The sequence below is a fragment of the Nitrospirillum pindoramense genome (assembly GCF_007827955.1).
GTDB lineage: Bacteria > Pseudomonadota > Alphaproteobacteria > Azospirillales > Azospirillaceae > Nitrospirillum > Nitrospirillum amazonense_B.
In genome coordinates, this window is the sequence record NZ_VITR01000005.1 from 201655 (window position 1) to 224692 (window position 23038).

The 23038-nt window shown below is 69.7% G+C and carries 25 protein-coding genes; 5 read left to right on the forward strand and 20 right to left on the reverse strand.

Annotation, left to right across the window (positions count from 1 at the left end; genetic code table 11):
- Nucleotides 1-31: 31 nt before the first annotated feature.
- Entirely contained in the window at nucleotides 32-619 is a 588-nt protein-coding gene (locus FBZ90_RS09995) for a hypothetical protein (protein ID WP_145731608.1), read from the forward strand.
- Between the two features lie 170 nt (nucleotides 620-789).
- On the opposite strand, the gene FBZ90_RS10000 is transcribed toward FBZ90_RS09995, so the two are convergent.
- From FBZ90_RS10000 to uraH, 19 genes are all read right to left on the reverse strand, one after another.
- Entirely contained in the window at nucleotides 790-1377 is a 588-nt protein-coding gene (locus FBZ90_RS10000) for a HupE/UreJ family protein (RefSeq protein ID WP_246130257.1), read from the reverse strand.
- A 59-nt stretch (nucleotides 1378-1436) separates the two neighbouring features.
- Complete coding sequence (ureG, locus tag FBZ90_RS10005) at nucleotides 1437-2066, reverse strand: urease accessory protein UreG (RefSeq protein ID WP_145731610.1); 630 nt, start codon at nucleotides 2064-2066, stop codon at nucleotides 1437-1439.
- Nucleotides 2063-2830 (reverse strand): urease accessory protein UreF, encoded by a 768-nt coding sequence (locus FBZ90_RS10010; RefSeq protein WP_246130258.1) that lies wholly within the window; start codon nucleotides 2828-2830, stop codon nucleotides 2063-2065. The genes ureG and FBZ90_RS10010 overlap by 4 nt, the downstream gene beginning before the upstream one ends.
- Nucleotides 2748-3326: an urease accessory protein UreE gene (locus FBZ90_RS10015; RefSeq protein ID WP_186455710.1), complete on the reverse strand. Its 579-nt coding sequence runs from the start codon at nucleotides 3324-3326 to the stop codon at nucleotides 2748-2750. Before FBZ90_RS10015 ends, FBZ90_RS10010 begins: the two co-directional genes overlap by 83 nt.
- A 12-nt stretch (nucleotides 3327-3338) precedes the next feature.
- Nucleotides 3339-5063, reverse strand: coding sequence for an urease subunit alpha (gene ureC / locus FBZ90_RS10020; RefSeq protein ID WP_145731613.1), 1725 nt, complete (start codon nucleotides 5061-5063; stop codon nucleotides 3339-3341).
- On the reverse strand, nucleotides 5063-5380 hold the full coding sequence (locus tag FBZ90_RS10025; protein ID WP_145731964.1) for an urease subunit beta: 318 nt from the start codon (nucleotides 5378-5380) through the stop codon (nucleotides 5063-5065). The genes ureC and FBZ90_RS10025 overlap by 1 nt, the downstream gene beginning before the upstream one ends.
- Before the next feature lie 15 nt (nucleotides 5381-5395).
- Nucleotides 5396-5698, reverse strand: coding sequence for an urease subunit gamma (locus FBZ90_RS10030; RefSeq protein ID WP_145731615.1), 303 nt, complete (start codon nucleotides 5696-5698; stop codon nucleotides 5396-5398).
- A gap of 15 nt (nucleotides 5699-5713) precedes the next feature.
- The gene (locus FBZ90_RS10035) at nucleotides 5714-6550 is read right to left on the reverse strand and encodes an urease accessory protein UreD (protein WP_145731617.1); all 837 of its coding nucleotides are present in this window, start codon (nucleotides 6548-6550) and stop codon (nucleotides 5714-5716) included.
- Nucleotides 6551-6781: 231 nt separating this feature from the next.
- The gene (locus FBZ90_RS10040) at nucleotides 6782-7729 is read right to left on the reverse strand and encodes a LysR family transcriptional regulator (RefSeq protein ID WP_145731619.1); all 948 of its coding nucleotides are present in this window, start codon (nucleotides 7727-7729) and stop codon (nucleotides 6782-6784) included.
- Nucleotides 7730-7824: 95 nt separating this feature from the next.
- On the reverse strand, nucleotides 7825-8139 hold the full coding sequence (locus tag FBZ90_RS10045; RefSeq protein WP_145731621.1) for a type II toxin-antitoxin system RelE/ParE family toxin: 315 nt from the start codon (nucleotides 8137-8139) through the stop codon (nucleotides 7825-7827).
- The gene (locus FBZ90_RS10050; RefSeq protein WP_145731623.1) at nucleotides 8136-8396 is read right to left on the reverse strand and encodes a CopG family ribbon-helix-helix protein; all 261 of its coding nucleotides are present in this window, start codon (nucleotides 8394-8396) and stop codon (nucleotides 8136-8138) included. The genes FBZ90_RS10045 and FBZ90_RS10050 overlap by 4 nt, the downstream gene beginning before the upstream one ends.
- A gap of 72 nt (nucleotides 8397-8468) precedes the next feature.
- Entirely contained in the window at nucleotides 8469-9791 is a 1323-nt protein-coding gene (gene guaD, locus FBZ90_RS10055) for a guanine deaminase (RefSeq protein ID WP_145731625.1), read from the reverse strand.
- 14 nt (nucleotides 9792-9805) lie between these two features.
- A complete protein-coding gene (locus FBZ90_RS10060; RefSeq protein WP_145731627.1) occupies nucleotides 9806-11032 on the reverse strand; it encodes a urate hydroxylase PuuD in 1227 nt (408 codons plus the stop codon).
- Nucleotides 11033-11160: 128 nt separating this feature from the next.
- Nucleotides 11161-12135 (reverse strand): squalene cyclase, encoded by a 975-nt coding sequence (locus FBZ90_RS10065; protein WP_145731629.1) that lies wholly within the window; start codon nucleotides 12133-12135, stop codon nucleotides 11161-11163.
- A gap of 29 nt (nucleotides 12136-12164) precedes the next feature.
- Nucleotides 12165-13301, reverse strand: coding sequence for a cysteine desulfurase family protein (locus FBZ90_RS10070; RefSeq protein WP_246130259.1), 1137 nt, complete (start codon nucleotides 13299-13301; stop codon nucleotides 12165-12167).
- Nucleotides 13301-14194 carry a xanthine dehydrogenase accessory protein XdhC gene (gene xdhC, locus FBZ90_RS10075; RefSeq protein WP_145731631.1) on the reverse strand — a complete coding sequence of 298 codons (894 nt, stop codon included), beginning with the start codon at nucleotides 14192-14194 and terminating at the stop codon, nucleotides 13301-13303. The genes FBZ90_RS10070 and xdhC overlap by 1 nt, the downstream gene beginning before the upstream one ends.
- Nucleotides 14191-16554 carry a xanthine dehydrogenase molybdopterin binding subunit gene (xdhB, locus tag FBZ90_RS10080; RefSeq protein ID WP_145731633.1) on the reverse strand — a complete coding sequence of 788 codons (2364 nt, stop codon included), beginning with the start codon at nucleotides 16552-16554 and terminating at the stop codon, nucleotides 14191-14193. Before xdhB ends, xdhC begins: the two co-directional genes overlap by 4 nt.
- Entirely contained in the window at nucleotides 16547-18073 is a 1527-nt protein-coding gene (gene xdhA / locus FBZ90_RS10085) for a xanthine dehydrogenase small subunit (RefSeq protein WP_145731635.1), read from the reverse strand. The genes xdhB and xdhA overlap by 8 nt, the downstream gene beginning before the upstream one ends.
- 1 nt (nucleotide 18074) lies before the next feature.
- The gene (gene uraH / locus FBZ90_RS10090; RefSeq protein WP_145731638.1) at nucleotides 18075-18449 is read right to left on the reverse strand and encodes a hydroxyisourate hydrolase; all 375 of its coding nucleotides are present in this window, start codon (nucleotides 18447-18449) and stop codon (nucleotides 18075-18077) included.
- 248 nt (nucleotides 18450-18697) lie between these two features.
- On the opposite strand from uraH, the gene puuE reads away from it, so the two are divergent.
- From puuE to FBZ90_RS10110, 4 genes are read left to right on the forward strand one after another with little or no spacing between them, the layout of a single operon-like run.
- On the forward strand, nucleotides 18698-19621 hold the full coding sequence (gene puuE / locus FBZ90_RS10095; RefSeq protein WP_420872591.1) for an allantoinase PuuE: 924 nt from the start codon (nucleotides 18698-18700) through the stop codon (nucleotides 19619-19621).
- A complete protein-coding gene (gene uraD / locus FBZ90_RS10100; RefSeq protein WP_145731640.1) occupies nucleotides 19618-20121 on the forward strand; it encodes a 2-oxo-4-hydroxy-4-carboxy-5-ureidoimidazoline decarboxylase in 504 nt (167 codons plus the stop codon). Before puuE ends, uraD begins: the two co-directional genes overlap by 4 nt.
- Nucleotides 20118-21365, forward strand: a complete 1248-nt coding sequence (locus tag FBZ90_RS10105) for an allantoate amidohydrolase (RefSeq protein ID WP_246130260.1) — start codon at nucleotides 20118-20120, stop codon at nucleotides 21363-21365. Before uraD ends, FBZ90_RS10105 begins: the two co-directional genes overlap by 4 nt.
- A complete protein-coding gene (locus tag FBZ90_RS10110) occupies nucleotides 21362-22618 on the forward strand; it encodes a M20/M25/M40 family metallo-hydrolase (protein WP_145731644.1) in 1257 nt (418 codons plus the stop codon). Before FBZ90_RS10105 ends, FBZ90_RS10110 begins: the two co-directional genes overlap by 4 nt.
- Nucleotides 22619-22634: 16 nt before the next feature.
- On the opposite strand, the gene FBZ90_RS10115 is transcribed toward FBZ90_RS10110, so the two are convergent.
- Entirely contained in the window at nucleotides 22635-22919 is a 285-nt protein-coding gene (locus tag FBZ90_RS10115; protein WP_145731646.1) for a hypothetical protein, read from the reverse strand.
- Nucleotides 22920-23038: the final 119 nt, after the last annotated feature.

Consider the following 23038-nt stretch of genomic DNA (forward strand, 5'->3'; position numbering starts at 1 on the left):
GGCAACCTCATCGCCCTACCCGAGCTGCCTCATGGCCATCGCGGCCCTCATCCCCGACCGTCCCGCTATTTGGCCCGTCCCGGCCGCCGCCGTCCTCTTCGCCGGCCTGGTGCTGGTCGACACGGCGCTGGAATGGGAACCGCCGTTCGACGCCCTGGCGCTGCTGGCGCTCCTCGCCCTTTGGTGTGGTGTGGCGATGGTGGCGGCAAGCCGGGCGGTGCGGGCCCGCCGTGACGGACGGCCTCGGCGCGCCCTATCCCTGGCGCTGCTGCCCCTGGCCTTCCTGGTGACGGTGGTGCAACCCGGCCTGGTCATGGGCGGCGCGCAGTCCCTGGGGGACCGTCTGCACTTCGCCAAGGGACGCGCCTCCTACCTGGCCCAGGTCGGCGCCCTGCCGAATACCGGCGAGCCCAAGCTGTTGGTCTGGGGCTGGGGTGGATTCATCGTCGCCTCGACCAGCCTGGTCTATGACGAGAGCGATGAGGTCACCCTGCCGCCCGAGCGGCAATCCGCCTCCTGGAAGGCCCGCGCCGAGCACACCGACCTCGCCTGCCCCTATGGCTATCGCGTGCGCACGGCGCTGGGCGGGCATTTCTATGCCGTGGGCGTGGGGTGTTGACATGGACGCCGGAACTATAGAGTAACCAGTCCCATCGCCGGAACGCTGCTGATCTTGCTATTCGGAAAAGCACTGCTGGTGACGGAATCGGAATGGTTGATCCTGATCCGGTTGGCGCGGTTCGCCGTATGGTCGGTTGTCAGCTTGTTAACTATCTCTCCTGCTGACCCTCACACCGCCAGCAACAGCGGCGCCATGGCGGCCAGGCCCAGGCCGGCCAGACGGGGGGCCAAGGCCAAGCCGGCGCGCTCCGCCAGGCGGGACAGGGCGACGCCGGCCAGGTGCAAGGTGGCGGAGGCGGTGACGAAGCCAAGGCCATAGGCCAGGCCATCGGCATCCGCCGGCATCTCCGCCCCATGGGCGGCGCCGTGGCAGAGGGCGAAGGCGCCGATCAGGGCAGCGCCCGCGGCCAGGGGCAAGCGGGCGCCGAAGGCGGTCAGCCAGCCCAGGGCGGCCACCGACAGGACGATGCCCCATTCCACCCCGGGCAGGGCCAAACCGTTGGCCCCGGCGATGGCGCCGGCCACCAGCAGCGCCAGGAAGGCCAGGGGCCACAGCCAGACGGCCCGGCCGCCTTGCTGCCCCGCCCAAAGGCCCACGGCGGTCATGGCGGCCAGGTGGTCCAGCCCGCCGAAGGGGTGGGCGAAGCCATCGGTAAAGCCATGGGTGTGGCCGGGCATGCCGGGGTGGGCCATCGCCACGGCGGGGGCGAAAGCGGCGGCGGCGCTCAGGGCGATCAACAGGCGGCGGTGCATCATGGTCGGGTTTCCCTGTTCGATGTCTATGAAGCTCAGGCGGCCAGGCCGCCCCTTATCCATTAGGCGGCCAAGCCGCCGGCGCGTTCGATGAAGCGGGTGACGACGTCCAGGCCCTGCGCCGTCTTCAGGTTGGTGAAGACGTAGGGGCGGTCGCCCCGCATGCGCTTGGTGTCGCTGTCCATCACCTCCAGGCTGGCGCCCACCAGGGGGGCCAGGTCGATCTTGTTGATGACCAGCAGGTCGGACCGGGTGATGCCGGGGCCGCCCTTGCGCGGGATCTTCTCCCCCGCCGCCACGTCGATGACGTAGATGGTGATGTCGGCCAGTTCCGGGCTGAAGGTGGCGGCCAGGTTGTCGCCGCCGGATTCGATCAGGATGATGTCCAGGCCCGGGAACTTGGCGTTCATCTGGTCCACGGCCGCCAGGTTGATGGACGCGTCCTCACGGATGGCGGTGTGGGGGCAGCCGCCCGTCTCCACCCCCAGGATGCGGTCGGGCTCCAGGGCGCCGACGCGCGTCAGGATCAGGGCGTCTTCCTTGGTATAGATGTCGTTGGTGATGGCGACGATGTTGTAGATGTCGCGGAACCGCTTGCACAGCGCCTCCATCAACGCGGTCTTGCCGGAGCCGACGGGGCCGCCGATGCCCACCCGCAGGGGCCCATGGGGTGAAGACGTGGACGTGCTCATGAGCGGAACAACCTCGTGTATTGCGTCTCGTGGTTCATGGAGGCGATGTCGGCCACCCAGGCCGCCCCGCCCAGATCATCCAGGGTGCTGAGGGCCGCACGGGCCGCGGTGGCCAGCACCCGCGGTTCCAGCCGCGCCAGCGCCCGCTGGCCATCCGTCTGGCCCAAGGGCACCAGGCGCAGGGCCGCCGACACCAGGTTGCCGACGAAGCCGTGCAGATAGCCCAGCAGGGTGGCGGGCAGGCTGAGGCCATGGCCGGCCGCCACCGCACCCACCGCCACGGGGTAGGCCAGGTCGCCGCCGATCGCCTTCAGCCGGTCCACGGCCTCACACGGCCAGGCCGAGGCGATGGCGGCGGCGAAGGCGCGGCCCTGGGACAGGCTTTCCAGCCGCCGCTCCGCCGTGGGCGTCAGGGCGGCCGCCAGTTCAGCCACCTCGGCCAGGCCCGTCCAATCGCCCGCCGCCGAGGCGCGCCAGGCCGCCGCCGCCAGCACAGCGTCGTTCCAGCCGGAGCCCAGGGCCAACAGGTCGTCCACCCATGCCACCAGCGCATCCACGGTGCGGATGGTGCCGTCCTCCACCCCCCATTCCAGGCCATGGCTGTAGGAAAAGGCGCCCACGGGAAAGGACGCCGTCAGCCAAGTCATGAGGCGGTAGACGCCGGCGGCGTCGGCGACGGCTTCAGCCATGGCCGTGCCCATGCCCATGGTGGTGGTGGTGGTGGTGATGGCCGTGATCGTGATCATGATGGTGGTCGTGGTCATGGGAACGGCCATGACCGTGCCCACCACCGGCCGGGCTGTCACCATAGGCGCCGCCCTCGGGATCGAAGGGGGCGGAGACGGGCGTGACGATGGCGCCCAGGCCGGTCAGCATGTCGGCGAGCACATGGTCGGCGCGGATGCGCAGGCGGTCACCGCGCAGTTCGGCCGGGATGTGGCGGTTGCCGATGTGCCAGGCCATGCGCAGCAGGTCGGCGATGGCCTCGCACCGCACCTCCATCAGATCCTCCGGCGCCGCCTTGACGGCGACGATGCCACCGCCGGTCAGCACCAGGCCGTCGCCGTCGCGGATGTGGCGGGGGCTGGGCAGGTCCAGCAGGAGGGCGCCGCCCCCCTTCCCATCTGGCCCGCCGTCCCGCTCCAGCCTTAGGCGACGGCGGCAGCGGTGGTCGAAATCCAGCGTCACGGTGCCCACCGCCTTGGCGGCATCCCAATAGCCGGCGGGCAAGACGGTGTGCGCTTTGGGTAAATCAGTCACGGGATGACACCCTCAGAACAGGAAATAGCGTTGCGCCATCGGCAGCACGTCGGCGGGCTCGCAGGTGACGATCTGGCCATCCACCCGCACCTCATAGGTTTCCGGATCGACCTCGACATGGGGCGTGGCGTTGTTGTGGACCATGGCGGCCTTGCCGATGCCGCCCCGGGTGTTGCTGACGGCCAGCAGGGTCTTTTCCAGGCCCAGGCGCTGGCCCAAGCCGTCGTCCAGCGCCGCCTGCGAGACGAAGGTGACGGCCGACCGCCGCACCGCCCGGCCATAGGCGCCGAACATGGGGCGGTAGTGCACGGGCTGCGGCGTGGGGATACTGGCGTTAGGGTCGCCCATGGGGGCGGCCACGATGGTGCCCATCTTCAGCACCAGGTCCGGCTTCACCCCGAAGAAGGCGGGCGACCACAGCACCAAATCGGCCAGCTTGCCCGCGGCGATGGAGCCGACATGCGCGCTCATGCCGTGGGCGATGGCGGGGTTGATGGTGATCTTGGCGATATAGCGCTTCACCCGCGCGTTGTCGTTCTCCCCCGTCTCCTCCGCCAGGCGGCCGCGCTGCACCTTCATCTTATGCGCCGTCTGCCAGGTGCGGATCAGCACCTCGCCCACCCTGCCCATGGCCTGGCTGTCGGAGGAGATGATGGACAGGGCGCCCAAATCGTGCAGCACATCCTCCGCCGCGATGGTCTCGCGCCGGATGCGGCTTTCGGCGAAGGCCACGTCCTCGGGAATGTTGGGGTCGAGGTGATGGCAGACCATGAGCATGTCCAGATGCTCATCCACCGTGTTGCGGGTGTAGGGCCGCGTCGGGTTGGTCGAGGACGGGATGACGTTGGAAAGACCACAGACCTTGATGATGTCCGGCGCGTGGCCGCCCCCCGCGCCTTCGGTATGGTAGGCGTGGATGGTGCGGCCCTTGAAGGCGGCGATCGTGTCCTCGACGAAGCCGGACTCGTTCAGCGTGTCGGAGTGGATCATCACCTGCACGTCGAAACGGTCGCCCACATCCAGGCAGGTGTCGATGGCGGCCGGGGTGGTGCCCCAGTCCTCATGCAGCTTAAGGGCCGCCGCCCCGGCGCGCACCTGTTCCTCCAGCGCCGCCGGCAACGCCGCGTTGCCCTTGCCGGCGAAGGCCAGGTTCATGGGGAAGGCCTCCGCCGCCTCCAGCATGCGCGCCAGGTGCCAGGGGCCGGGCGTGCAGGTGGTGGCGTTGGTGCCTGTGGCGGGGCCGGTGCCACCGCCCAGCATGGTGGTGACGCCGGACATCAGCGCCTCTTCGATCTGCTGCGGGCAGATGAAGTGGATGTGGGTGTCGATGCCGCCGGCGGTCAGGATCTTGCCCTCGCCCGCGATGACCTCCGTCCCCGGCCCGACGATGATGTCCACCCCCGGCTGCACGTCGGGATTGCCAGCCTTGCCGATATGGTGGATACGGCCGTCGCGCAGACCGACGTCGGCCTTGACGATGCCCCAGTGGTCGACGATCAGGGCGTTGGTGATGACGGTGTCGACGGCGCCCCCCATTGGCCCCTGGGCGCGCGTCGCCTGCGACTGGCCCATGCCGTCGCGGATGACCTTGCCGCCGCCGAACTTCACCTCCTCCCCATAAATCGTCAGGTCCTTCTCCACCTCCACGATCAGGTCGGTGTCGGCCAGGCGCACCCTGTCGCCCACGGTGGGGCCGAACATGTCCGCGTACGCGGCGCGGCTGATCTTGATGGCCATCAGTTGCCCCCCTTAAGTGCACCTGAGACCTGGGCGTTGAAGCCGTACACCGTCCGGGCACCGCGATAGGGCACCAGGGTGACGGTGCGGGTCTGCCCCGGCTCGAACCGCACTGCCGTGCCGGCGGGGATGTCCAGCCGATGGCCGTAGGCCTGGCCACGGTCGAAGCTCAGGCCGGCGTTGGTTTCGAAGAAATGGAAATGGCTGCCCACCTGGATGGGCCGGTCGCCGGTGTTGGCCACGTCCAGCGTCACCGTGGGCAGGCCGGCGTTCAGCTCGATCTCCCCCTCGGCGGTGAAGACTTGTCCCGGGATCATCGTCATCACGGCACCTCAGCGGATGGGGTTATGGACGGTGACCAGCTTCACCCCATCGGGGAATGTCGCCTCCACCTGCACATCGGGGATCATCTCGGCGATGCCTTCCATCACCTGGTGGCGGCCCACCACATGGGCGCCCTGGTCCATCAGCTCCGCCACCGGGCGGCCGTCGCGGGCGCCCTCGACCACGAAGTCGGTGATGAGGGCGATGGCCTCGGGATGGTTCAGCTTCACGCCCCGCTCCAGGCGGCGGCGCGCCACGATGGCGGCCATGGCGATCAGCAGCTTGTCCTTCTCACGCGGGGTCAGGTTCACGGGCTTGATACTCCCTCAGCAGCGCCAGACGCGCGGAACCGGCATCCCGCGCAGGAATTCGATCAGGGGCGCCAGCGCCCGCAGCAGGGTTTGACCATCGGGTGCCACCAGGCGCAGGGCCAGCAGGCCGTTCCAGGCGCTGGCCCCGGCCTTGACGCCCCCGGCGCACAGCAGGTCCCGCGCCGCCTCCACCCGGGCCTCGGCATCCGCCGCCATATAAAGGCAGGACGCCACCGCCCGGCCGCCGCCAGCCACCGTCGCGCAGGCCAGCTGGGCGTCAATGTCGCCCTCAAGGCGCACGGCATCAGCATAGACCAGGCGCCCGCCCCGGCGGATGCGCCAGTCATCGCGGAACAGGCCGTGCGTCACCCGCTCGCCCCGGGCGGTGCGGCCGAACACCGTGGCCTCCACCGCCAGCAGGGTGGCGTCCGGCGCCATCTCCACCTCCAGCCGGCGGCACAGCCGGGCGCCATCGAACAGGATGGTTTCCTGCGGCAGCCAGTCCAGCCGGCCGGCCACAGCCAGGCGGTTCAGCACCAGCGCCTCACCCGCGCTGGCGCGGTAGACCTTCTCGGCCGCTTGCGTGGTGACGGTGGCGCGGGCGCCGGCAGCCACGACCACCTCCGTCTCCATCAGGTCACCCCCGGTCAGGCCGCCGCCGGTGTTGATCAGCACACCCTCCAGCCCAGGCCCCTTGGGCAGACGCAGGCGGGCGGAGCCGGATTGGTAGAGACGGTCCAGGCGCGTGACCCCATCGGCGTCCGCCTTCACACCCAGGACGACACGGCCTTCCAGGCGCTGCAGACGGCTGGCCGGCGGCAGGACCGCGAGATGGGACGCGGCGTCAGGCATGACAGCCCCCGTTCCCCGCCGGCGCCTTCCCATCCCGCGTCATTCCCAGGCCATCCCACTGTTTCCCCGCCGGCGGTTCGCAACGGCTGTGCCAGCAGGTGACCATAGGGTCAACCTGGCACGACCGCCCCTGCGGATCATGATCATCGCCCATAAATTGGGCGCCTGTCGATGTGCGCTTAAAAGATGGGCAGGCCCCATACGTCATTTGACGTACCGGCCAGCTCCCCCTCACAACACGGCGTCCGGGTGGCTGGCGGCCAGCAGGCCACGCACGCGGGGCACCAGGAAATCGGACAGGGACTGCACCTTGGCCGGCAGCAGGGCGCGATGCGGATAGACGATGGCCAGTTGCACCGGCTCGGGCGGATGGTCGGGCATGACGATTTCCAGCGCGCCGGATTTCACCTCCTCCGCCACCTCCCACAGGGGTTTCAGGGCGATGCCGTGGCCATCCACGGCCCAGCGGGTCAGCACGTCGCCGTCATCGGCGTCCATGGGGCCGGCGATGGACAGCTTGGTGGACTTGGCCTCGCCCTTGGCCCCATCCCCCTTGGCCGGAGTGGTCAAGGTCCAGCGATATTGCTGCGTGCCGGGAAAGCGCAGCAGCAGGCAGTCATGCTCCAGCAGATCGGACGGCGCCTGCGGCCGGCCACGGGCCGCCAGATACTCCGGCGCCGCCACCAGCACCCGGCGCAGGTCGGCGATCTTGCGCACGACGAAGCTGCTGTCCTTCAGCGTGGCCATGCGGATGGCCATGTCCACGGACTCGCGCAGCAGGTCCAGCAGATGGTCCGATAGGCGCAGGCGCACATCCACCATGGGGTTGGCGGCGCGAAATTCCGGCACCAGGGGCCCCAGCACGCGCCGGCCGAAGCCCAGGGGCGCCGTCACCCGCACGCTGCCGGACGGCGCGCCGCCCTCAGCAGCAATGCTGCTGTGCGCCCGCTCCACCGCCTCCAGCACCTCCAGGCAATGCTGGTAGAAGATCTGGCCGGTTTCGGTGGCCTGCAGCTGTCGCGTGGTGCGGTTCAGCAGGCGGGCGCCCAGATGCGCCTCGAGCTGCTGGATGCGATGGCTGACCAGGGCCGGCGACATGCGCAGGTTCCGGCCGGCCGCCGACAGGCTTCCCAGGTCCACCACGCGCACGAAGACCTGCATGTTCTCCAGCAGGGCCATCACCCCATCCCCCAAATGCCATGCTCATGCCAGGAACGGCCCGGATTCCGTTGCCCGGACTTTGTCGCAAAGCCTGGGCCTAATCTAAGACGCTCTCAGTTCGACGGCCACGTCTCCGGTGACCAGTCGCGGGCCATATGCACGATCCGCAAGATCACCAGGGCTTCGCCCCCCGTTGGCCGGGTAATGAACGTGTAGGCAATAATGTACGGAAGGTCCGCCACCACCTTCTCGTAGGTGCCGGAGACCCGCCCTTTCCGTCCTAGGGCACGCTGGCCCAAGGCGGCCCCCGTCGCGCGAATGACCGCAGCCACTTTGCGGGCCGCATCGGGATTGTCCTTGGCGATATGCCGCGCGATACCGATCAACTCATCCAACGCATCGCGCGACCAGATGACGGAGCGCTTCACACCCGGCCCCGCGCCACATCCTCAATGGCGGCATCCAGTTCATTCATCGCCTCATCATGCGGCACCAGACGGCCCGCCTCGATATCGGCAAGGCCGCGCTGGATACCTTCCACCAAAGCGATTTCCCGCTCGACGTAGCCGGCAATGGCCTCCGCCGCCAAATAGGATCGCGTCCGGTTGGTCTGGGCCGACAACAGGGCCAGTTGATCCTTGACCTCTGGTTTCAGCCTGACAGTCAACGTCGTGCTGTTGGACATGGCCTTTTCCTTAAAACAGCGGCTTGTATTCAGATGTACACATCCTCGCACAGTTGGATGCCCGGCACCACGCTAATCCCGCACATGCACCCGCTGGCCCTGGATATAGGTCGCGCGCACGGCGCGGTCGTCGCCCAGGGTCATCAGCAGGAACAGCTCCTCTTCCAGGTCGCCCTGGATGGCCTCGCGCCGGTAGGCCATGGCGGGGGTTGATGAGGGGTCCAGCACCACCAGGTCGGCATAGCGGCCGGGGGCGATCTGGCCGATCTCCCCGGTCAGGCCCAATGCGGCAGCGTTGCCCCGGGTCATGAGGTCGAAGGCGGCCAGGGCCGGCCAGCTTTGCCCGCGCAACTGCAACACCTTGTACCCCTCCCCCGCCGTGCGCAGCAGGGAATAGCTGGTGCCGCCGCCCACGTCGGTGGCCAGGCCCAGGCGCACCGGCCGGGCCGGGTTCTCCAGGGCGGCGCGGTCGAACAGGCCGCTGCCGATGAACAGGTTGCTAGTGGGGCAGAAGACGGCGATGGACGCCGTCTCATGCATCCGCGCCATTTCCCGCTCGCTCAGATGGATGCAGTGGCCGAAGAGGGAGCGGTCGCCCAGCAGGCCGAAACGGTCGTAGACGTCCAGGTAGTCCGTGGCCTCCGGATACAAGCCCGCCACCTGGCGGATTTCCTCATGGTTCTCCGACAAGTGGGTCTGCAGGTAGACGCCGGGATGCTCACGCAGCAGGGCGCCCGCCGCCTCCAGCTGTGCCGGCGTGGAGGTGATGGCGAAGCGCGGGGTGACGGCGTAGCGCTGGCGGCCCACGCCATGCCAGGCGCCGATCAGCGCCTTGGAATGCTCATAGCTGGTCTGGGCGGTGTCGGTCAGGGCGGTGGGGGCGTGGCGGTCCATCATGACCTTGCCCGCCACCAGGCCCACGCCGCGCGCCTCCGCCTCGGTGAACAGGGCCTTGACCGAGCCGGGGTGGACGCTGCCGTAGACCACGGCCGAGGTCGTGCCGTTGCGCGCCAGCTCATCCAGGAAAAAGCGGGCGTTGCGGCTGGCGTGCGCGTGGTCGGCGTACCGCTGTTCCTCGATGAAGGTGTACTTCTCCAGCCACTCCATCAACTGCGCCCCGTAGGAGGCGATGACCTGGGTCTGGGGAAAGTGGATGTGGGTGTCGATGAAGCCCGGCAGGATCAGGCCGTCGGGGTAATGGTCCACCCCCATTCCGGCCGGCAGGGTGGGCAGCAAGTCCGCCGCCGCCCCCACTGCGGCGATGCGGCCATCCTTCACCAGCACCAGCCCGTCGGCGATGTATTGATAGCTGTCGCGGTCGCCCGGCCCCTGGGGCGCGCGCAGGAAGGTCAGAAGCCGGCCGCGCAGGGCGGTGGTGCCGGGGGTGAACGCCATGACGAATATCCAGGTTACGGGACGCTTGCGGATGCCATGTGAGGCGATGCCGCACCGGCGGACCAGGCAGCCAGGATGGCCCGTTCCTCCGGCGTGATCAGGGTGACATTGCCGGGCGGCATGGCGCTGCTGAGCGCGGCCTGGCGCCGGATGTCGTCGGCATGGCGCAGGATATCGCCCGGATTGTCAAGGATGACGCCATGCGGCGGGGCGCTGATGCCGTCCCAGGCCGGGGCCGCCGTGTGGCACATGCTGCACCGGTTCATCACCACCTCCTGCGCCTGGGCGAAGGTGACGGGCGTGGCGGAGGCCGCCCCCACCGCCGGGCCGCCATCGGCGGAGCCCTGGGCGCTGAGCCACGCGGCCGCGACGATGCCGGCGGCGGCCACGCCCCAGGCCCACCACGGCGCCGGCTTGCCCGTGTGCTTGATGTTGAAGAAGTGGCGGACGCTGGCGCCCACCACCAGGATCAGGGCGAAGATCACCCAGTTGTAGCGGGTGGCGTAGGTCAGCGGATAATGGTTGCCGATCATGAGGAAGACGACCGGCAGGGTCAGGTAGTTGTTGTGCATGGACCGCTGCTTCGCGGCCTTGCCCAGGGACGGGTCCGGCGTGCCGCCGGCCAGCAAGGTGGCGACCACCTTGCGCTGGTTGGGGATGATCAGCAGGAAGACATTGGCCACCATCATGGTGCCGATCAGCGCCCCCATCTGCAGCAGGGCGCCGCGCGGGCTGAAAACGTGCGTTGTGCCCCAGCAAGCCGCCACCAGGAAGACGAAGCCCACCGCCGCCAGCGCGCCGTTGTGCTTGCCCAAGGGCGACCGGCACAGCAGGTCATAGACGATCCAGCCGGCGGCCAGCAGGGCGACGCTGAGGCCTATGGCCTGCCCTTGCGTCAGGGCCATGACTGACTGGTCGATCAGCAGCAGGTCGGCGCCCCGGTAATAAAGGACGCACAGCAGGAAAAAGCCGCTGAGCCAGGTGGTGTACGCCTCCCACTTGAACCAGGTCAGCTCGGCCGGCATCTGGCCGGGCGCCACCAGGTACTTCACCATGTTGTAGAAGCCGCCGCCGTGGACCTGCCAAGCCTCTCCCTGCACGCCCTCGGGCAGGTGGGCCCGCTTGCGCAGGCTGGCGTCCAAGGCCATGAAGTAGAAGGAGGATCCGATCCAGGCCACCGCCGCCACGACGTGCAGCCAGCGCGCCATCCCGTTGATCCATTCCCAGAAAATGAACGCCATCGCCCCGCCGCCCGCTTTTTGTCTCGCAACCGCACAACGCTACGGGTGCCGGCGGCGGCGCGCCAGGGTCCGCGTATCGGCAACAGCTTCAAAAATCATGGGAAAGCCAAACGGGGCGTCGCGCCCGGTCAGGCGGAATTGCCGCCCCACCATTTCAGCACCCGCAGCGCCCGCAGGGTAATCCAGGGCGATGGCTGGCCGGGCCCGTCATTGACCTTGAACCACACCCGTCCGCGCAAGTCCCAGTCCAGCCGCCAGGTGCCGTCCGGCTGGCGGCGGGACCGCAGGTGGGCGATGGCCTCAGCCAGGCGCCGGTCGGGCCGGGCGCCGGTGAGTTGGCCGGCGGCGCGGAAATAGTCCAGGGCGCGCAGGATGTCATAGCGCCAGCGGTTGGGGTGCAGCAGGTCCAGGAACTGCGGGTCGGCCGGTTCCCCCGTCGTCAGGCGGCGGAACAGGTGGCGGGTCAGCAGGTAGTCCTCCCCCGTCCGTCGCGCGTCGCGGGAGCGGTCGGTGCCGCCGGTGGCGCGCTCATACTCCAGCAGGCCTTCCAGCACATTGAGGGTGCTGGCGAAAGAGGAACAGGGGGAGCCGGCGGCGCGCTCACAGTTCCAGCCGCCGTCCGGCTGGCGGTCGTCCACCAGGCGGTCGACCAGGGCGGCGACATCAGCGCCGAAATAGGCGCCGTTGGCCACGGTGCGGCCATTGATGCACTCCTCCACCTCCCCCTGCCAGTAGGGCTGGCCGCCCTCGTCCCAACGGGAATGGGCACCGACCAAGGCCACGGTGCGCCGGGCCCGGTCGGACCTGGGGTCCAGGCCGAACTCGCGCAACTGGTCTAGGGCGAAGGCGGTGGCAGTCCACGGCTGGCCGCTGCGGTGCCATTCGTCGGGGGTGAAGTCGGCGGGGAAGAAGGCGCCGCCGGCCCACTGCCCATCCGGGTCCTGGCAGGCCAGCAAGCGGGCGCCCCAGCCGTCGGTTTCCACCCTGGCCCGCTCCCGCCCCCAATCCGCCTCCGGCAGATCCAGCAGGTCGCGCATCACCTGCCAGCGGATGGCCGGGTCCACGCCCAGAAGCCAGGTGATGACGGCATCGTGTTCAGTCATGGACGCCTCCCGTTCCGCGCCCGTCGATCTTAGCGCGTCCGCAGTGCCGCGGCGATACGGGCCACCGCCTGGTCGACATCCGCCCCGGTGGTCCCCCGGCCCAAGCCAAAGCGCAGGCTGCCGAAGGCGGCGGTCGCGTCCAGGCCCAGGGCGGTCAAGACGTGCGAGGGCTGGCCGCTGGCTGACCGGCAGGCGGAGCCGGTGGACAGCGCCAGGTCGGGCAGGTCCAGCAGCAGGTCGGCGGCGTCCACGCCTGGCAGGGTAACGTTGAGGCAGCCGGGCAGGCCATCGGCGGGCCCATTGCGCCGAATACCGGGGAGGACGGCGCTCAACCCCGCCCACAGCCGCGCCGTCAGCGCCGACAGATGGGCGCGGTCATCATCGCGCCGGCGCAGGGCCAGCCGCGCCGCCTCGGCAAAGCCCACGATCAAGGCGGTGGGCGGCGTGCCCCAGGGCCAGGGCCGGGCCGGCGCCAGGCCCGCCCGCGCCACCAGGGCGCCCACGCCCTGGGGCCCATAGAGCTTGTGCGCCGACAGGGTGATCATATCGGGTCCGGAACGATCCCTGCCGCCCAATGGCAAGGGGCCGGTCGCCACCCGCTGCACCCCGTCGCAGTGCCACAGGGCGCCATGGCGACGGCACAGGTCCCCCACCGCCGCCAGGGGCTGCAGGCTGCCGACCTCATTGTTGGCGGCCATGAGCGACAGCAGGGCCGGGCGGCCCGCCCCGATCAAGGCGGCCTCCAGCGCGTCCAGGCGAAGGACGCCCTGACCATCCACCGGCAGCAGGGTGACCGTGTGCCCGGCGGCCCGCAGCCCCTCCACCCGCCGCAGCACGCTGTCATGCTCGATGGCCGAGATCAGTACCGGCATGCCGGCCGGCGCCAGGCCCTGGAGGGCCAACCGGTTGGCCTCGCTGGCGCTGGGGGTGAAGGTCACGGTGGCATCGGCGGGAGCGTCCACCAGCGCGGCCACGGCGCGGGCGGACTGGGTGATGGCGCGGGCGGCGGCCCGGCCCGGGGCATGGTGGGCGGACTGGGCGTTGCCGGCGTGGTCGGGCTGGAACCAGGGCAACATGGCGGCCAGCACGTCCGCATCCAGGGGCGTGCTGGCCAGGTGGTCCAGGTAGAGCGGGCCACCGCCGGCGGCCGTGGGAAGGCCCGCCACTAGATGGCCCCGTAGATATCGCCCATCATCACCGTGGTCTGCGGCGGCCGGCGCAGCAGGGTGGTCAGCACCTCCGCCACGGTGAGGGCCGCGATGACCTCCGGCCGCTTGTCCCCCGACAGGCCGGCACCGATGGGGCAGATCAGGCGGCGCAGGTGGACCGGATCATAGCCCTGCGCCTGATACCAGCGGGAGAAGCGCTGCCGCTTGGTATGCGAGCCGATCAGGCCGACATAGGCGGCGTCGGTGCGCTGTATCGCCTCCGCCGTGATGGCGAAGTCCAGGTCATGATTATGGGTCATGATCAGATAGCCCGCACCAGGCGGCGCCAGCGCCACCTGGCTGGGCAGTTCCGTCGCCACGCGGATATCGGCATCAACCGGCGGATCGGGCGGGAATTCCGACGCCCGGCTGTCCACCCACACCAGGCGCAGCGGCAGGGGCGCCATGGCGCGGGCCACCGCCTTGCCGACATGGCCGGCGCCGAACAGCATCAGCCAGGGCTGGCCGGCCAGGGCCGTGGCCTCCGCCGCGCGCAGACGGTACAGCACCGTCTCATCGACCCGCTCCACCGTCAGCACAACATGGCCGCCGCAGCACTGGCCCACCGCCGGGCCCAGGGGCACGTCCAGGCGCACGGGCTCCCCATCCTCGACCAACATGCGCCGGGCGGTTTCCAGGCCCAGCTGTTCCAGCCGGCCACCGCCCACGGTGCCAATCTGCCAGTCCGCCCCCATCGCCATGCAGGCGCCAGCCTCGCGCGGGGTGGAGCCGCGCGCCTCCGCCACGGTGATCAGGACCACCGCCTCGCCCCGGGCCAACGGACCGGCCAGGATGGCGGACAGGGGGCCGGGGGCCGACAGCGGAATGCGGGGCGACGGAACCGTGCTCATGCCATCCCCTCACCCGTCGCCGCCTGGGCGCGCAGACGCTCTATGGTGGTCAGCACCCGTTCCGGGGTGGCCGGCGCGTCCAGCCGGGGGCAGATCCTGTGGTCGGCCACGCTGGCCACCGCGTCGGACAGGGCGTGCAGGACGCTGATGCCCAGCATCAAGGGCGGCTCCCCCACCGCCTTGGAGCGGTGGATGGTGTCCTCCACATTCGGACTGTTCTGCACCAGCCGGACATTGAAGCGGCGCGGGCGGTCGCCGCAGGCCGGGATCTTGTAGGTGCTGGGCGCGTGGGTGCGCAGGCGGCCCTGGGCGTCCCACCACAGCTCCTCCGTCGTCAGCCAGCCCATGCCCTGGATGAAGCCGCCCTCCACCTGCCCCTTGTCCAGGGCCGGGTTCAGGCTGTCGCCACAGTCATGCAGGATGTCCACCTGGTCAACCACATACTCGCCCGTCAAGGTATCCACCGTCACCTCCGCCACCGCCGCGCCATAAGCGTAGTAGAGGAAGGGGCGGCCCTGGCCCTTGGCCCGGTCCCAATGAATCTTGGGTGTCTTGTAATAGCCGGTGGCCGACAGGGAAATGCGGCCCATGTACGCGGCCTTCACCACCTCCTTGAAGGTCAGCACCTGCTCACCCACCCGTACGCCCTCGGCGGTGAAAGCCACGGCGTCCTCGGGAACGTTCCAGTGGCCGGCGGCGAACTCCACCAGCCGGGCCTTCAGCGTGCGGGCGGCGTTCTGCGCCGCCTTGCCGTTGATGTCGGAGCCGGAGGACGCGGCGGTGGCGGAGGTATTGGGCACCTTGCCCGTGGTGGTGGCGGTGATGCGGATGCGGCCGATATCCACCTGGAACTCATCGGCCACCACCTGGGCGACCTTCGTGTTCAGGCCCTGCCCCATCTCCGTCCCGCCATGGTTCAGGTGGATGGAACCATCGGTGTAGATGTGGATCAGCGCCCCGCCCTGGTTATAGGGCGTGAAGGTGAAGGAGATGCCGAACTTCACCGGCGTCAGGGCCAGTCCCTTCTTCAGGTAGGGGTTGGCGGCGTTGAAGGCGCGGATGGCCTGGCGCCGCGCGCGATAGTCCGACCATTCCTCCAGCTCATCGACCAGGGGGCCGATGATGTTGTCCTCAACGGTCTGGTGATAGGGCGTCACGTTGCGGTCGGTGGTGCCGTAGAAGTTCACCTTCCGCACATCCAGCGGGTCCAGGCCGGTGGCGAACGCCACCTCCTCCACCACCCGTTCGGCGGCCACCATGCCCTGCGGCCCGCCGAAGCCCCGGAAGGCGGTGTTGGACACGGTGTTGGTCTTCAGCGGCAGCGACGCCATGCGGGCATTGCCATAGAAATAGCAATTGTCGGCATGGAACAGGGCGCGGTCGGTCACCGGGCCCGACAGGTCCGCCGCGAAGCCGCAGCGCGCGGCGAACAGCATGTCGGCGGCCAGGATGCGGCCCTGGTCGTCAAAGCCGACCTGATAGTCCACCTCGAAATCATGGCGCTTGCCGGTGATGCGGATGTCGTCATCACGGTCGGGGCGCAGCTTGGCGGCGCGGCCGGTCTTCTTGGCCACCAGGGCGACGCAGGCGGCGAACAGGTTGGCCTGGGTCTCCTTGCCACCGAAGCCGCCACCCATGCGCCGCACCTCCACCGTCACCGCCCCATCGGGGATGTCCAGGACATGGGCGACGATGTGCTGCACCTCGCTGGGGTGCTGGGTGGAGACGTGGACCAGCACGTCCTCATCCTCCCCCGGGATGGCCATGGCGATCTGGCTTTCCAGGTAGAAATGCTCCTGCCCGCCGATCTTGATGCGACCGGACAGCGTGCGCGGGGCCGCCTTCAGCGCCGCCTCCGCATCGCCCAGGCGCAGGGTCATGGGCGCGGTGACCAGGGTGCCGGTGACGCGTGCCGCCGCGATGTCCAGCACCGCCGGCAGGTCCTCATAGTCCACCTTGGCCAGTTGCGCCGCGCGGCGGGCCTGGTCGCGCGTCTCCGCCGCCACGGCGAACAGGGGGTGGCCGTGGTACTGCACCACATCCTCGGCGAACAGCGGTTCGTCATGGCGCAGGCCGGCGCCGATGTCGTTGTCACCCGGGATGTCAGCGGCGGTGACCACCGCCACCACGCCGGGGGCCCGGCGCACGGCCTCCAGGTCCATCGACCGGATGCGGGCGTGGGCGCGGCTGGCCAGGCCCAACTGCACATGCAGCAGGCCGGCAGGTTCCGCGATGTCGTCGACGTACAGCGCCTCCCCGCTCACATGCTTGTGCGCGCTTTCGTGGCGGCGGCTGTCATGCACGGCGCCGTCGATACGGCGGCTGGCGGCGGGGATGTCGATGGGGGTCTTGTCAGGCATTGCACACCCCCCGGCTTGCGATATCGCAACCCGCCTTAAACGCCTGGGCCCGCTGGACCAGCACGCGGGTGGCGGGGGCGCCGGGCGCGCTTTCCGCCTGGAACTTCAGCAACAGGTTCCCCGCCACGGCCAGGCGATAGGCGGCGCTGGCCCGCCAATCGCTGAGGGGGGTGAAATCCTGGGCCAGGGCCGCCTTCGCGTCCCGCGCCGCCGTCGCGTCCCAGGGCCGGCCCAGCAGCGCCGCCTCCGCCGCCGCCGCCCGCTTGGGCGTGCCCGCCATGCCGCCATAGGCCAGGCGGGCGCGGGTGATCAGGCCGTCGTCGCCCAGCGTCACCAGGAAACAGGCGCAGAGGGCGGAGATGTCCTGGTCGAAGCGCTTGGAGATCTTGTAGGCGGCGAACAAATCACCCTGGCCCAGCTTGGGCACCGTCACGCTTTCCACGAACTCGCCCGATTGGCGGTCCTGCTTCCCGTAAGCCAGGAAATAATCCTGCAGCGGCAGCGTCCGCCGCTGCGTCCCCCGGCGCAAGGTCAGGCTGGCGCCCAGGGCGATCAGGGCGGGCGGCGTGTCCCCGATGGGGGAGCCGTTGGCGATGTTGCCGCCGATGGTGCCGGCGTTGCGCACCTGCTCCGCCCCCACGCGGCGCAGCAGTTCATCCAGGTCGGGGTGCAGCCCGCCCAAGGCCGCCTTGGCGGCGGTGAAGGTGACGCCGGCCCCCAGTTCCAGGGCGTCGCCCCGGTTCGTGATACGCGCCAGGCCGGCCACCCGGCCGGTGTAGATCACGGTGGGCAGCACCTTCTGGTGCTTGGTCACCCACAGGCCCACGTCGGTGGCGCCGGAAACGATGGTGGCCTCGGGGTTGGCCAGTACCAGATCGGCCAATTGGTCCACCGTGGCCGGCGCCAGGAAGCGGCGACCATCGCGGCCCGTCTCCACCACCGCGTCGTCGGCCAGGGCGGCCAGCGCCCGGGTCACGGTGGGCAGAGCCTCATCGATATGGTCCGTCGTCCGGTCGCGCAGTTGTTGGGCCGCCGCCACAATAGGGGCGTAGCCGGTGCAGCGGCACAGGTTGCCGGCCAGGGCATCGTCGATGCGCTGCTCATCCGGCACGCCCCCCGGGGAGGCAACCTCCGCCCGGTACAGGGCGTACAGCGACATGACGAAGCCGGGGGTGCAGAAGCCGCATTGCGAGCCGTGGCAATCCACCATGGCCTGCTGCACCGGGTGCAGGGTGCCGTCCGGCCGCTTCAGGTGTTCCACCGTCAGCAGTTGGCAGCCGTCCAGGGTGGCCAGGAAGCGGATGCAGGCGTTGATGGCCTCATACCTGACCACCCCATCGACCAGCCGCCCCACAACCACGGTGCAAGCGCCGCAGTCCCCCTCGGCGCAGCCCTCCTTGGTGCCCAGGCGGCGCTCCGCCCCTCGCAGCCAATCCAGCACCGTGAGCGTCGGGTCCAGATCGGTCAGCTCACGCAGTTCATTGCCCAGCAGGAAGCGGATGGTTCGGCGGTGCTGCATCTCAACTGCCCCGATACGTGGAATAGGCGTAGGGGCTGATCAGCAGCGGCACATGGTAGTGCTGGCCGGCATCCGCGATGGCGAAGCGGATGGGCACCTCATCCAGGAAGGGCGGATCGGTCAGGGCAACGCCACACGCCTTGAAATAGGCGCCGACCGCGAAGGTCAGCTCATAGCGGCCGACCGTCAAGTCGGCACCCGCCAAAAGGGGCGCGTCGCAGCGGCCATCGGCGTTGGTGCGGGCCTGTGCCACGCGGGTGCGGGCGCCGTCGTCGCCCAGACGGTCCAGTGCCAGGGATATGCCCGCCCCGGGCTTGCCCGCCATCGTGTCCAGCACGTGGGTTGTCAGGCGTCCCTCGCCCCGGCCCGCGCTCATATGGCCTGCACTCATCTTCGCCGCCCGTCTGTCGCCCTGTTCTCGCTTGTGCACAAAAGGTACATGGGGTGGCATCGCCCCGTCAGCCAGCCACCCCAGGAAAGTCTTTCAAAACAATCAGGAAGGCGCCCGTGCCCGGGCGCACGATATGCTGGCGTCGCCATGCTGGACCTTTCGGGGTCGCGGCGGCAACCCTATCGGGCGATAATGCGCCTTAAGGGCTGGGAAAACAGGGGGCGAGCAGCGGCATGATGACGGTGGATTACCCGCGCGACCTGATCGGCTATGGCGCCCATCCGCCCCAGGCGGACTGGCCGAACGCCGCCCGCATCGCGGTTCAGCTGGTGCTGAACTATGAGGAGGGCGGGGAGAACTGCGTGCTGCACGGCGACGCCGCGTCGGAAGCCTTCCTGTCGGAGATGGTGGCGGCCCAGGCCCTGCCCGGCGTGCGCCACATGTCCATGGAATCGCTGTACGAATACGGATCGCGCGTCGGCGTCTGGCGCCTGCTGAAGCTGTTCGAAAAAAAGAAAATACCGCTCACGATCTTCGCCGTGGCCATGGCCGCCGAGCGTCATCCGGACGTCATCCGCGCCATGGTCGACCAGGGTCATGAGATCGCCAGCCACGGCTATCGCTGGATCAATTACCAGTACATGGACCCGGCGGAGGAAGCCGCGCACATGGCCAAGGCCATGACCATCCTGGAACAGGTCAGCGGCACCCGACCCGTGGGCTGGTACACCGGGCGCACCAGCCCCAACACCCGCCGCCTGGTAGCCGAGCATGGTGGCTTCCTTTACGACGCCGACGCCTATGATGACGACCTGCCTTACTGGCAATTGGTAGGCGGCACGCCGCAGCTGATCGTGCCCTATACCCTGGACTGCAACGACATGCGGTTCGTCCAGGTCCAGGGCTTCCATTCCGGCGACCAGTTCTTCACCTACCTCAAGGACAGCTTCGACGCCCTGTATGCCGAGGGGGCGGAGACGCCGCGCATGATGTCGGTCGGCCTGCACTGTCGCCTGGTGGGCAAGCCCGGCCGCATCCAGGCGCTGGAACGCTTCCTGGATTATGCCGCGGCCCACGAAGGCGTGTGGTTCGCCCGCCGGGCCGACATCGCCCGCCACTGGCACACCCGCCACCCCTACAAGGGGGCCGGCGTATGACCGGCTTCTTTGAGACGCGCGACGCCTTCATCGCCCGCTTCGGCGGCGTGTTCGAGCATTCGCCCTGGATCGCGGAGGCGGCCTGGGACGCCGGCCTGCCCACCAACGCGGGCACGGCCGATGGCCTGCACGCCGCGCTGGTGACGCAGTTCCGGGCAGCCAGCCGGGAGAAGCGCCTGGGCGTGCTGCTGGCGCATCCCGACTTGGCCGGTCGCCTGGCCGTGGGGGGGGAACTGACGGCGGATTCCACCGCCGAGCAGGCGTCCGCCGGCCTGGACAAGTGCACGCCCCAGGAATACGCGCGCTTCCAGGAATTGAACGACGCCTACAAGGCGCGGTTCGGCTTCCCCTTCATCCTGGCGGTGCGCGGCCTGACCCGCGCCGCCATATTGGCGAATTTCGAGGCCCGGGTGGGCAATGACACGGAGACGGAGTTCACCACCGCGACGGCGCAGGTGGAGCGCATCGCCCTGCTGCGCCTGAAGGAAATGCTGCCGTGACCGTCGGCCCCGCCCTGATGGCGCGCCTGGACGACTTCGCCCGGCACAGTGCCGACTGGCCGGCCCTGACCCGCCTGTACCTGACGCGGGAGCATCGCGCCGCCGCCGACCAGTTGCTGGCCTGGATGCGCGAGGCGGGCATGGCGGCGCACCTGGATGCCGCCGGCACCGTCGTCGGCCGGTATGAGGGGACGACGCCGGGCCTGCCCGCCCTGCTGCTGGGCTCGCACATCGACACGGTGCGCAACGCCGGCAAGTACGACGGCAACCTAGGTGTGCTGGCCGCCGTCGCCGCCGTCGCCGAGCTGAACCGCCGGGGGGAGCGCCTGCCCTATGCCATCGAAGTGTTGGGCTTCGGCGATGAGGAGGGCGTGCGCTTTCCCGTCACCCTGACGGGTAGCCGCGCCGTGGCCGGCACCATCGCCCCCGACGCCGTGGCCGCGCGCGACCGCGACGGCATCGCCCTTGGCGACGCGCTGGCGGAATTCGGCGGCGACCCCGACGGCCTCGGCACCGTGGCCCGCGACCCGGCGGCGGTTCTGGGCTTCGTCGAGGTGCATATCGAACAGGGCCCGGTGCTGGAATCCCGGCGCCTGCCTCTGGGCATCGTCACCGCCATCAACGGCGCCAGCCGCTACGCCGTCACCGTCACCGGCCAGGCAGGCCACGCCGGCACCGTGCCCATGGCCCTGCGCCACGACCCCCTGGCGGCGGCGGCGGAAATGGTGCTGGCGGTGGAGACGGCCGGCGGGGCGGAACCCGACCTGGTCGCCACCGTGGGCCGTATCGAGGCCAAGCCGGGCGCCGTCAACGTCGTTCCCGGCCAGGCCACCTTCACCATCGACCTGCGCAGCCCGCGTGACGACAGCCGCAAAGCGGCCGCCGCCGGCCTGCTGGACACCCTGGCCGCCATCGCGGCGCGCCGGGGCGTGGCGCTGGACATACAGCCCACGCACGACGCCCCCGCCGCCCACTGCCACCCCGGCCTGATGCGGCAGCTGGGCCAGGCGGTGGCGCGGGCCGGCATCATCCCCCACCATTTGCCCAGCGGCGCCGGCCACGACGCCATGGCCTTGGCGGCATTGTGCCCCATGGCCATGCTGTTCGTGCGCTGCGCCGGCGGCGTCAGCCACAACCCGGCCGAAAGCATCACGGTGGAGGATGCCGACCTGGCCGTCACCGTGCTGCTGGACTTCCTGCGCCACTTCGAACCCGTTCCCCTTGCCGAAGGACCCCGCCCATGACCACCGACAGCGCCACTGCCATCCAGGGGGCCGTCCACACCTTCCTGGCGGCCAAGCGGGAGGAGCAGGTGCGCTTCCTGGCGGAGCTGATCAAGGTGCCCTCTGACAACCCGCCGGGCGATTGCGCGCCCCATGCCACCCGCGCCGCCGAGCTGCTGGAGGGACTTGGCTACGCCGTGGAGCGCCATGTCGTGCCCGACGCGTTGGTCAAGGCCAACGGCATGATCAGCGCCACCAACCTGATCGTGCGTCGCAGCTTCGGCACCGGCGGGCCCACCGTCGCTCTGAACGCCCATGGCGACGTGGTGGCGCCGGGCGAGGGCTGGACCGTCGATCCCTATGCCGCCAGCGTCAAGGACGGCTGGATGTACGGGCGCGGCGTCGCCGTCTCCAAATCCGACTTCGCCTCCTACACCTACGCCCTGATGGCGCTGGATGAACTGGCGCGCCAGGGCGTGGCGCTGAACGGCACGGTGGAACTGCACCTGACTTATGATGAGGAGGCGGGCGGGGAGATCGGCCCGCGCTGGCTGTTGGACCAGGGGCTGACCAAGCCCGACTATGCCGTGTCCGCCGGCTTCAGCTACGGCATCGTCACCGCCCACAACGGCTGCCTGCATCTGGAGGTGGAGGTGCGCGGCAAGTCCGCCCACGCCGCCTTGCCCGCCACCGGCATCGATGCGCTGGAGGCCGCGACCGTCATCCTCAGCTGGCTGTACCAGCACCGCGCCGGCTACGCCGCCACCGTTTCCGCCGTGCCCGGCATCGGCAGCCCGCAGTTGACCGTCGGCCTGATTTCCGGCGGCATCAACACCAATGTCGTGCCCGACCGCATCACCTTCCGCCTGGACCGGCGGATGATCCCGGAGGAACAGGGGGCCACGGTGGAGGCCACCCTGTGCCAGGTCATCGCCGCGGCGGCGGCCGAACGGCCGGAGGCGACAGTGACCGTGCGCCGCATCCTGCTGGCCGAACCGCTGAAGCCCATCGCCGGCACCGACCGCCTGACCGACGCGATCAGCCGCCACGCCACCCGCATCCTGGGGGAACCGGTCGCCGCCAAGGGCGTGCCCATCTACACCGATGCCCGCCACTACGCCGCCGCCGGGATCCCCACCGTGCTCTACGGCGCCGGCCCCCATACCATTGAGGAAGCCAACGCCCACCGCGCGGATGAGCGCCTGCCGCTGAGCGACCTCTACAAGGCGACCGAGGTCATGGCCCTGACGCTGGTGGATTTTCTGACCGCCTGACGCGCCAGCCCCTGCCTCACCGCCCGGGCCGGCGGGGGTTCCACGGCCTGCCGCTGACGATCTGCGCCAGGACCAGGGCGCCGTTGATCAGGCCCATCACGCCCAGGATCACGGCGCCGAAGCGCGCGCCGTGCACCAAGCCGACAGCCACCACATTATCCGCCACCAGCACACCGATGGCCACCAGGGTCACGGCGGTCATGAGCAGGAAGCCCATGCGCTTCCGGGGCGTGCGCATGCCGTGGACGCAGATGGCAAGGATGGCCAGCAGGCCCAGGGCGGCGATGATGTCGAGGATCATAGGGACGGATCACGCTCAAAACAGGACTAGGGTTGTCTTACGGGATGGCCGGCGGCCTTGGCTATGGTTTTGCGGATGAATACCGCGCCATGGCCCCTTGACTCATCCGTTCGCCATGA

What these genes read in the sequence shown, in the direction of transcription:
- FBZ90_RS09995 (WP_145731608.1), top strand. Translation starts at nt 32, where the DNA reads ATGGCCATCGCGGCCCTCATCCCCGACCGTCCCGCTATTTGGCCCGTC.
- FBZ90_RS10000 (WP_246130257.1), bottom strand. Translation starts at nt 1,377, where the DNA reads ATGATGCACCGCCGCCTGTTGATCGCCCTGAGCGCCGCCGCCGCTTTC.
- ureG (WP_145731610.1), bottom strand. Translation starts at nt 2,066, where the DNA reads ATGAGCACGTCCACGTCTTCACCCCATGGGCCCCTGCGGGTGGGCATC.
- FBZ90_RS10010 (WP_246130258.1), bottom strand. Translation starts at nt 2,830, where the DNA reads ATGACCACGACCACCATCATGATCACGATCACGGCCATCACCACCACC.
- ureC (WP_145731613.1), bottom strand. Translation starts at nt 5,063, where the DNA reads ATGGCCATCAAGATCAGCCGCGCCGCGTACGCGGACATGTTCGGCCCC.
- FBZ90_RS10025 (WP_145731964.1), bottom strand. Translation starts at nt 5,380, where the DNA reads ATGATCCCGGGACAAGTCTTCACCGCCGAGGGGGAGATCGAGCTGAAC.
- FBZ90_RS10035 (WP_145731617.1), bottom strand. Translation starts at nt 6,550, where the DNA reads ATGCCTGACGCCGCGTCCCATCTCGCGGTCCTGCCGCCGGCCAGCCGT.
- FBZ90_RS10040 (WP_145731619.1), bottom strand. Translation starts at nt 7,729, where the DNA reads ATGGCCCTGCTGGAGAACATGCAGGTCTTCGTGCGCGTGGTGGACCTG.
- FBZ90_RS10050 (WP_145731623.1), bottom strand. Translation starts at nt 8,396, where the DNA reads ATGTCCAACAGCACGACGTTGACTGTCAGGCTGAAACCAGAGGTCAAG.
- guaD (WP_145731625.1), bottom strand. Translation starts at nt 9,791, where the DNA reads ATGGCGTTCACCCCCGGCACCACCGCCCTGCGCGGCCGGCTTCTGACC.
- FBZ90_RS10060 (WP_145731627.1), bottom strand. Translation starts at nt 11,032, where the DNA reads ATGGCGTTCATTTTCTGGGAATGGATCAACGGGATGGCGCGCTGGCTG.
- FBZ90_RS10065 (WP_145731629.1), bottom strand. Translation starts at nt 12,135, where the DNA reads ATGACTGAACACGATGCCGTCATCACCTGGCTTCTGGGCGTGGACCCG.
- xdhC (WP_145731631.1), bottom strand. Translation starts at nt 14,194, where the DNA reads ATGAGCACGGTTCCGTCGCCCCGCATTCCGCTGTCGGCCCCCGGCCCC.
- xdhB (WP_145731633.1), bottom strand. Translation starts at nt 16,554, where the DNA reads ATGCCTGACAAGACCCCCATCGACATCCCCGCCGCCAGCCGCCGTATC.
- xdhA (WP_145731635.1), bottom strand. Translation starts at nt 18,073, where the DNA reads ATGCAGCACCGCCGAACCATCCGCTTCCTGCTGGGCAATGAACTGCGT.
- uraH (WP_145731638.1), bottom strand. Translation starts at nt 18,449, where the DNA reads ATGAGCGCGGGCCGGGGCGAGGGACGCCTGACAACCCACGTGCTGGAC.
- puuE (WP_420872591.1), top strand. Translation starts at nt 18,698, where the DNA reads ATGATGACGGTGGATTACCCGCGCGACCTGATCGGCTATGGCGCCCAT.
- uraD (WP_145731640.1), top strand. Translation starts at nt 19,618, where the DNA reads ATGACCGGCTTCTTTGAGACGCGCGACGCCTTCATCGCCCGCTTCGGC.
- FBZ90_RS10110 (WP_145731644.1), top strand. Translation starts at nt 21,362, where the DNA reads ATGACCACCGACAGCGCCACTGCCATCCAGGGGGCCGTCCACACCTTC.
- FBZ90_RS10115 (WP_145731646.1), bottom strand. Translation starts at nt 22,919, where the DNA reads ATGATCCTCGACATCATCGCCGCCCTGGGCCTGCTGGCCATCCTTGCC.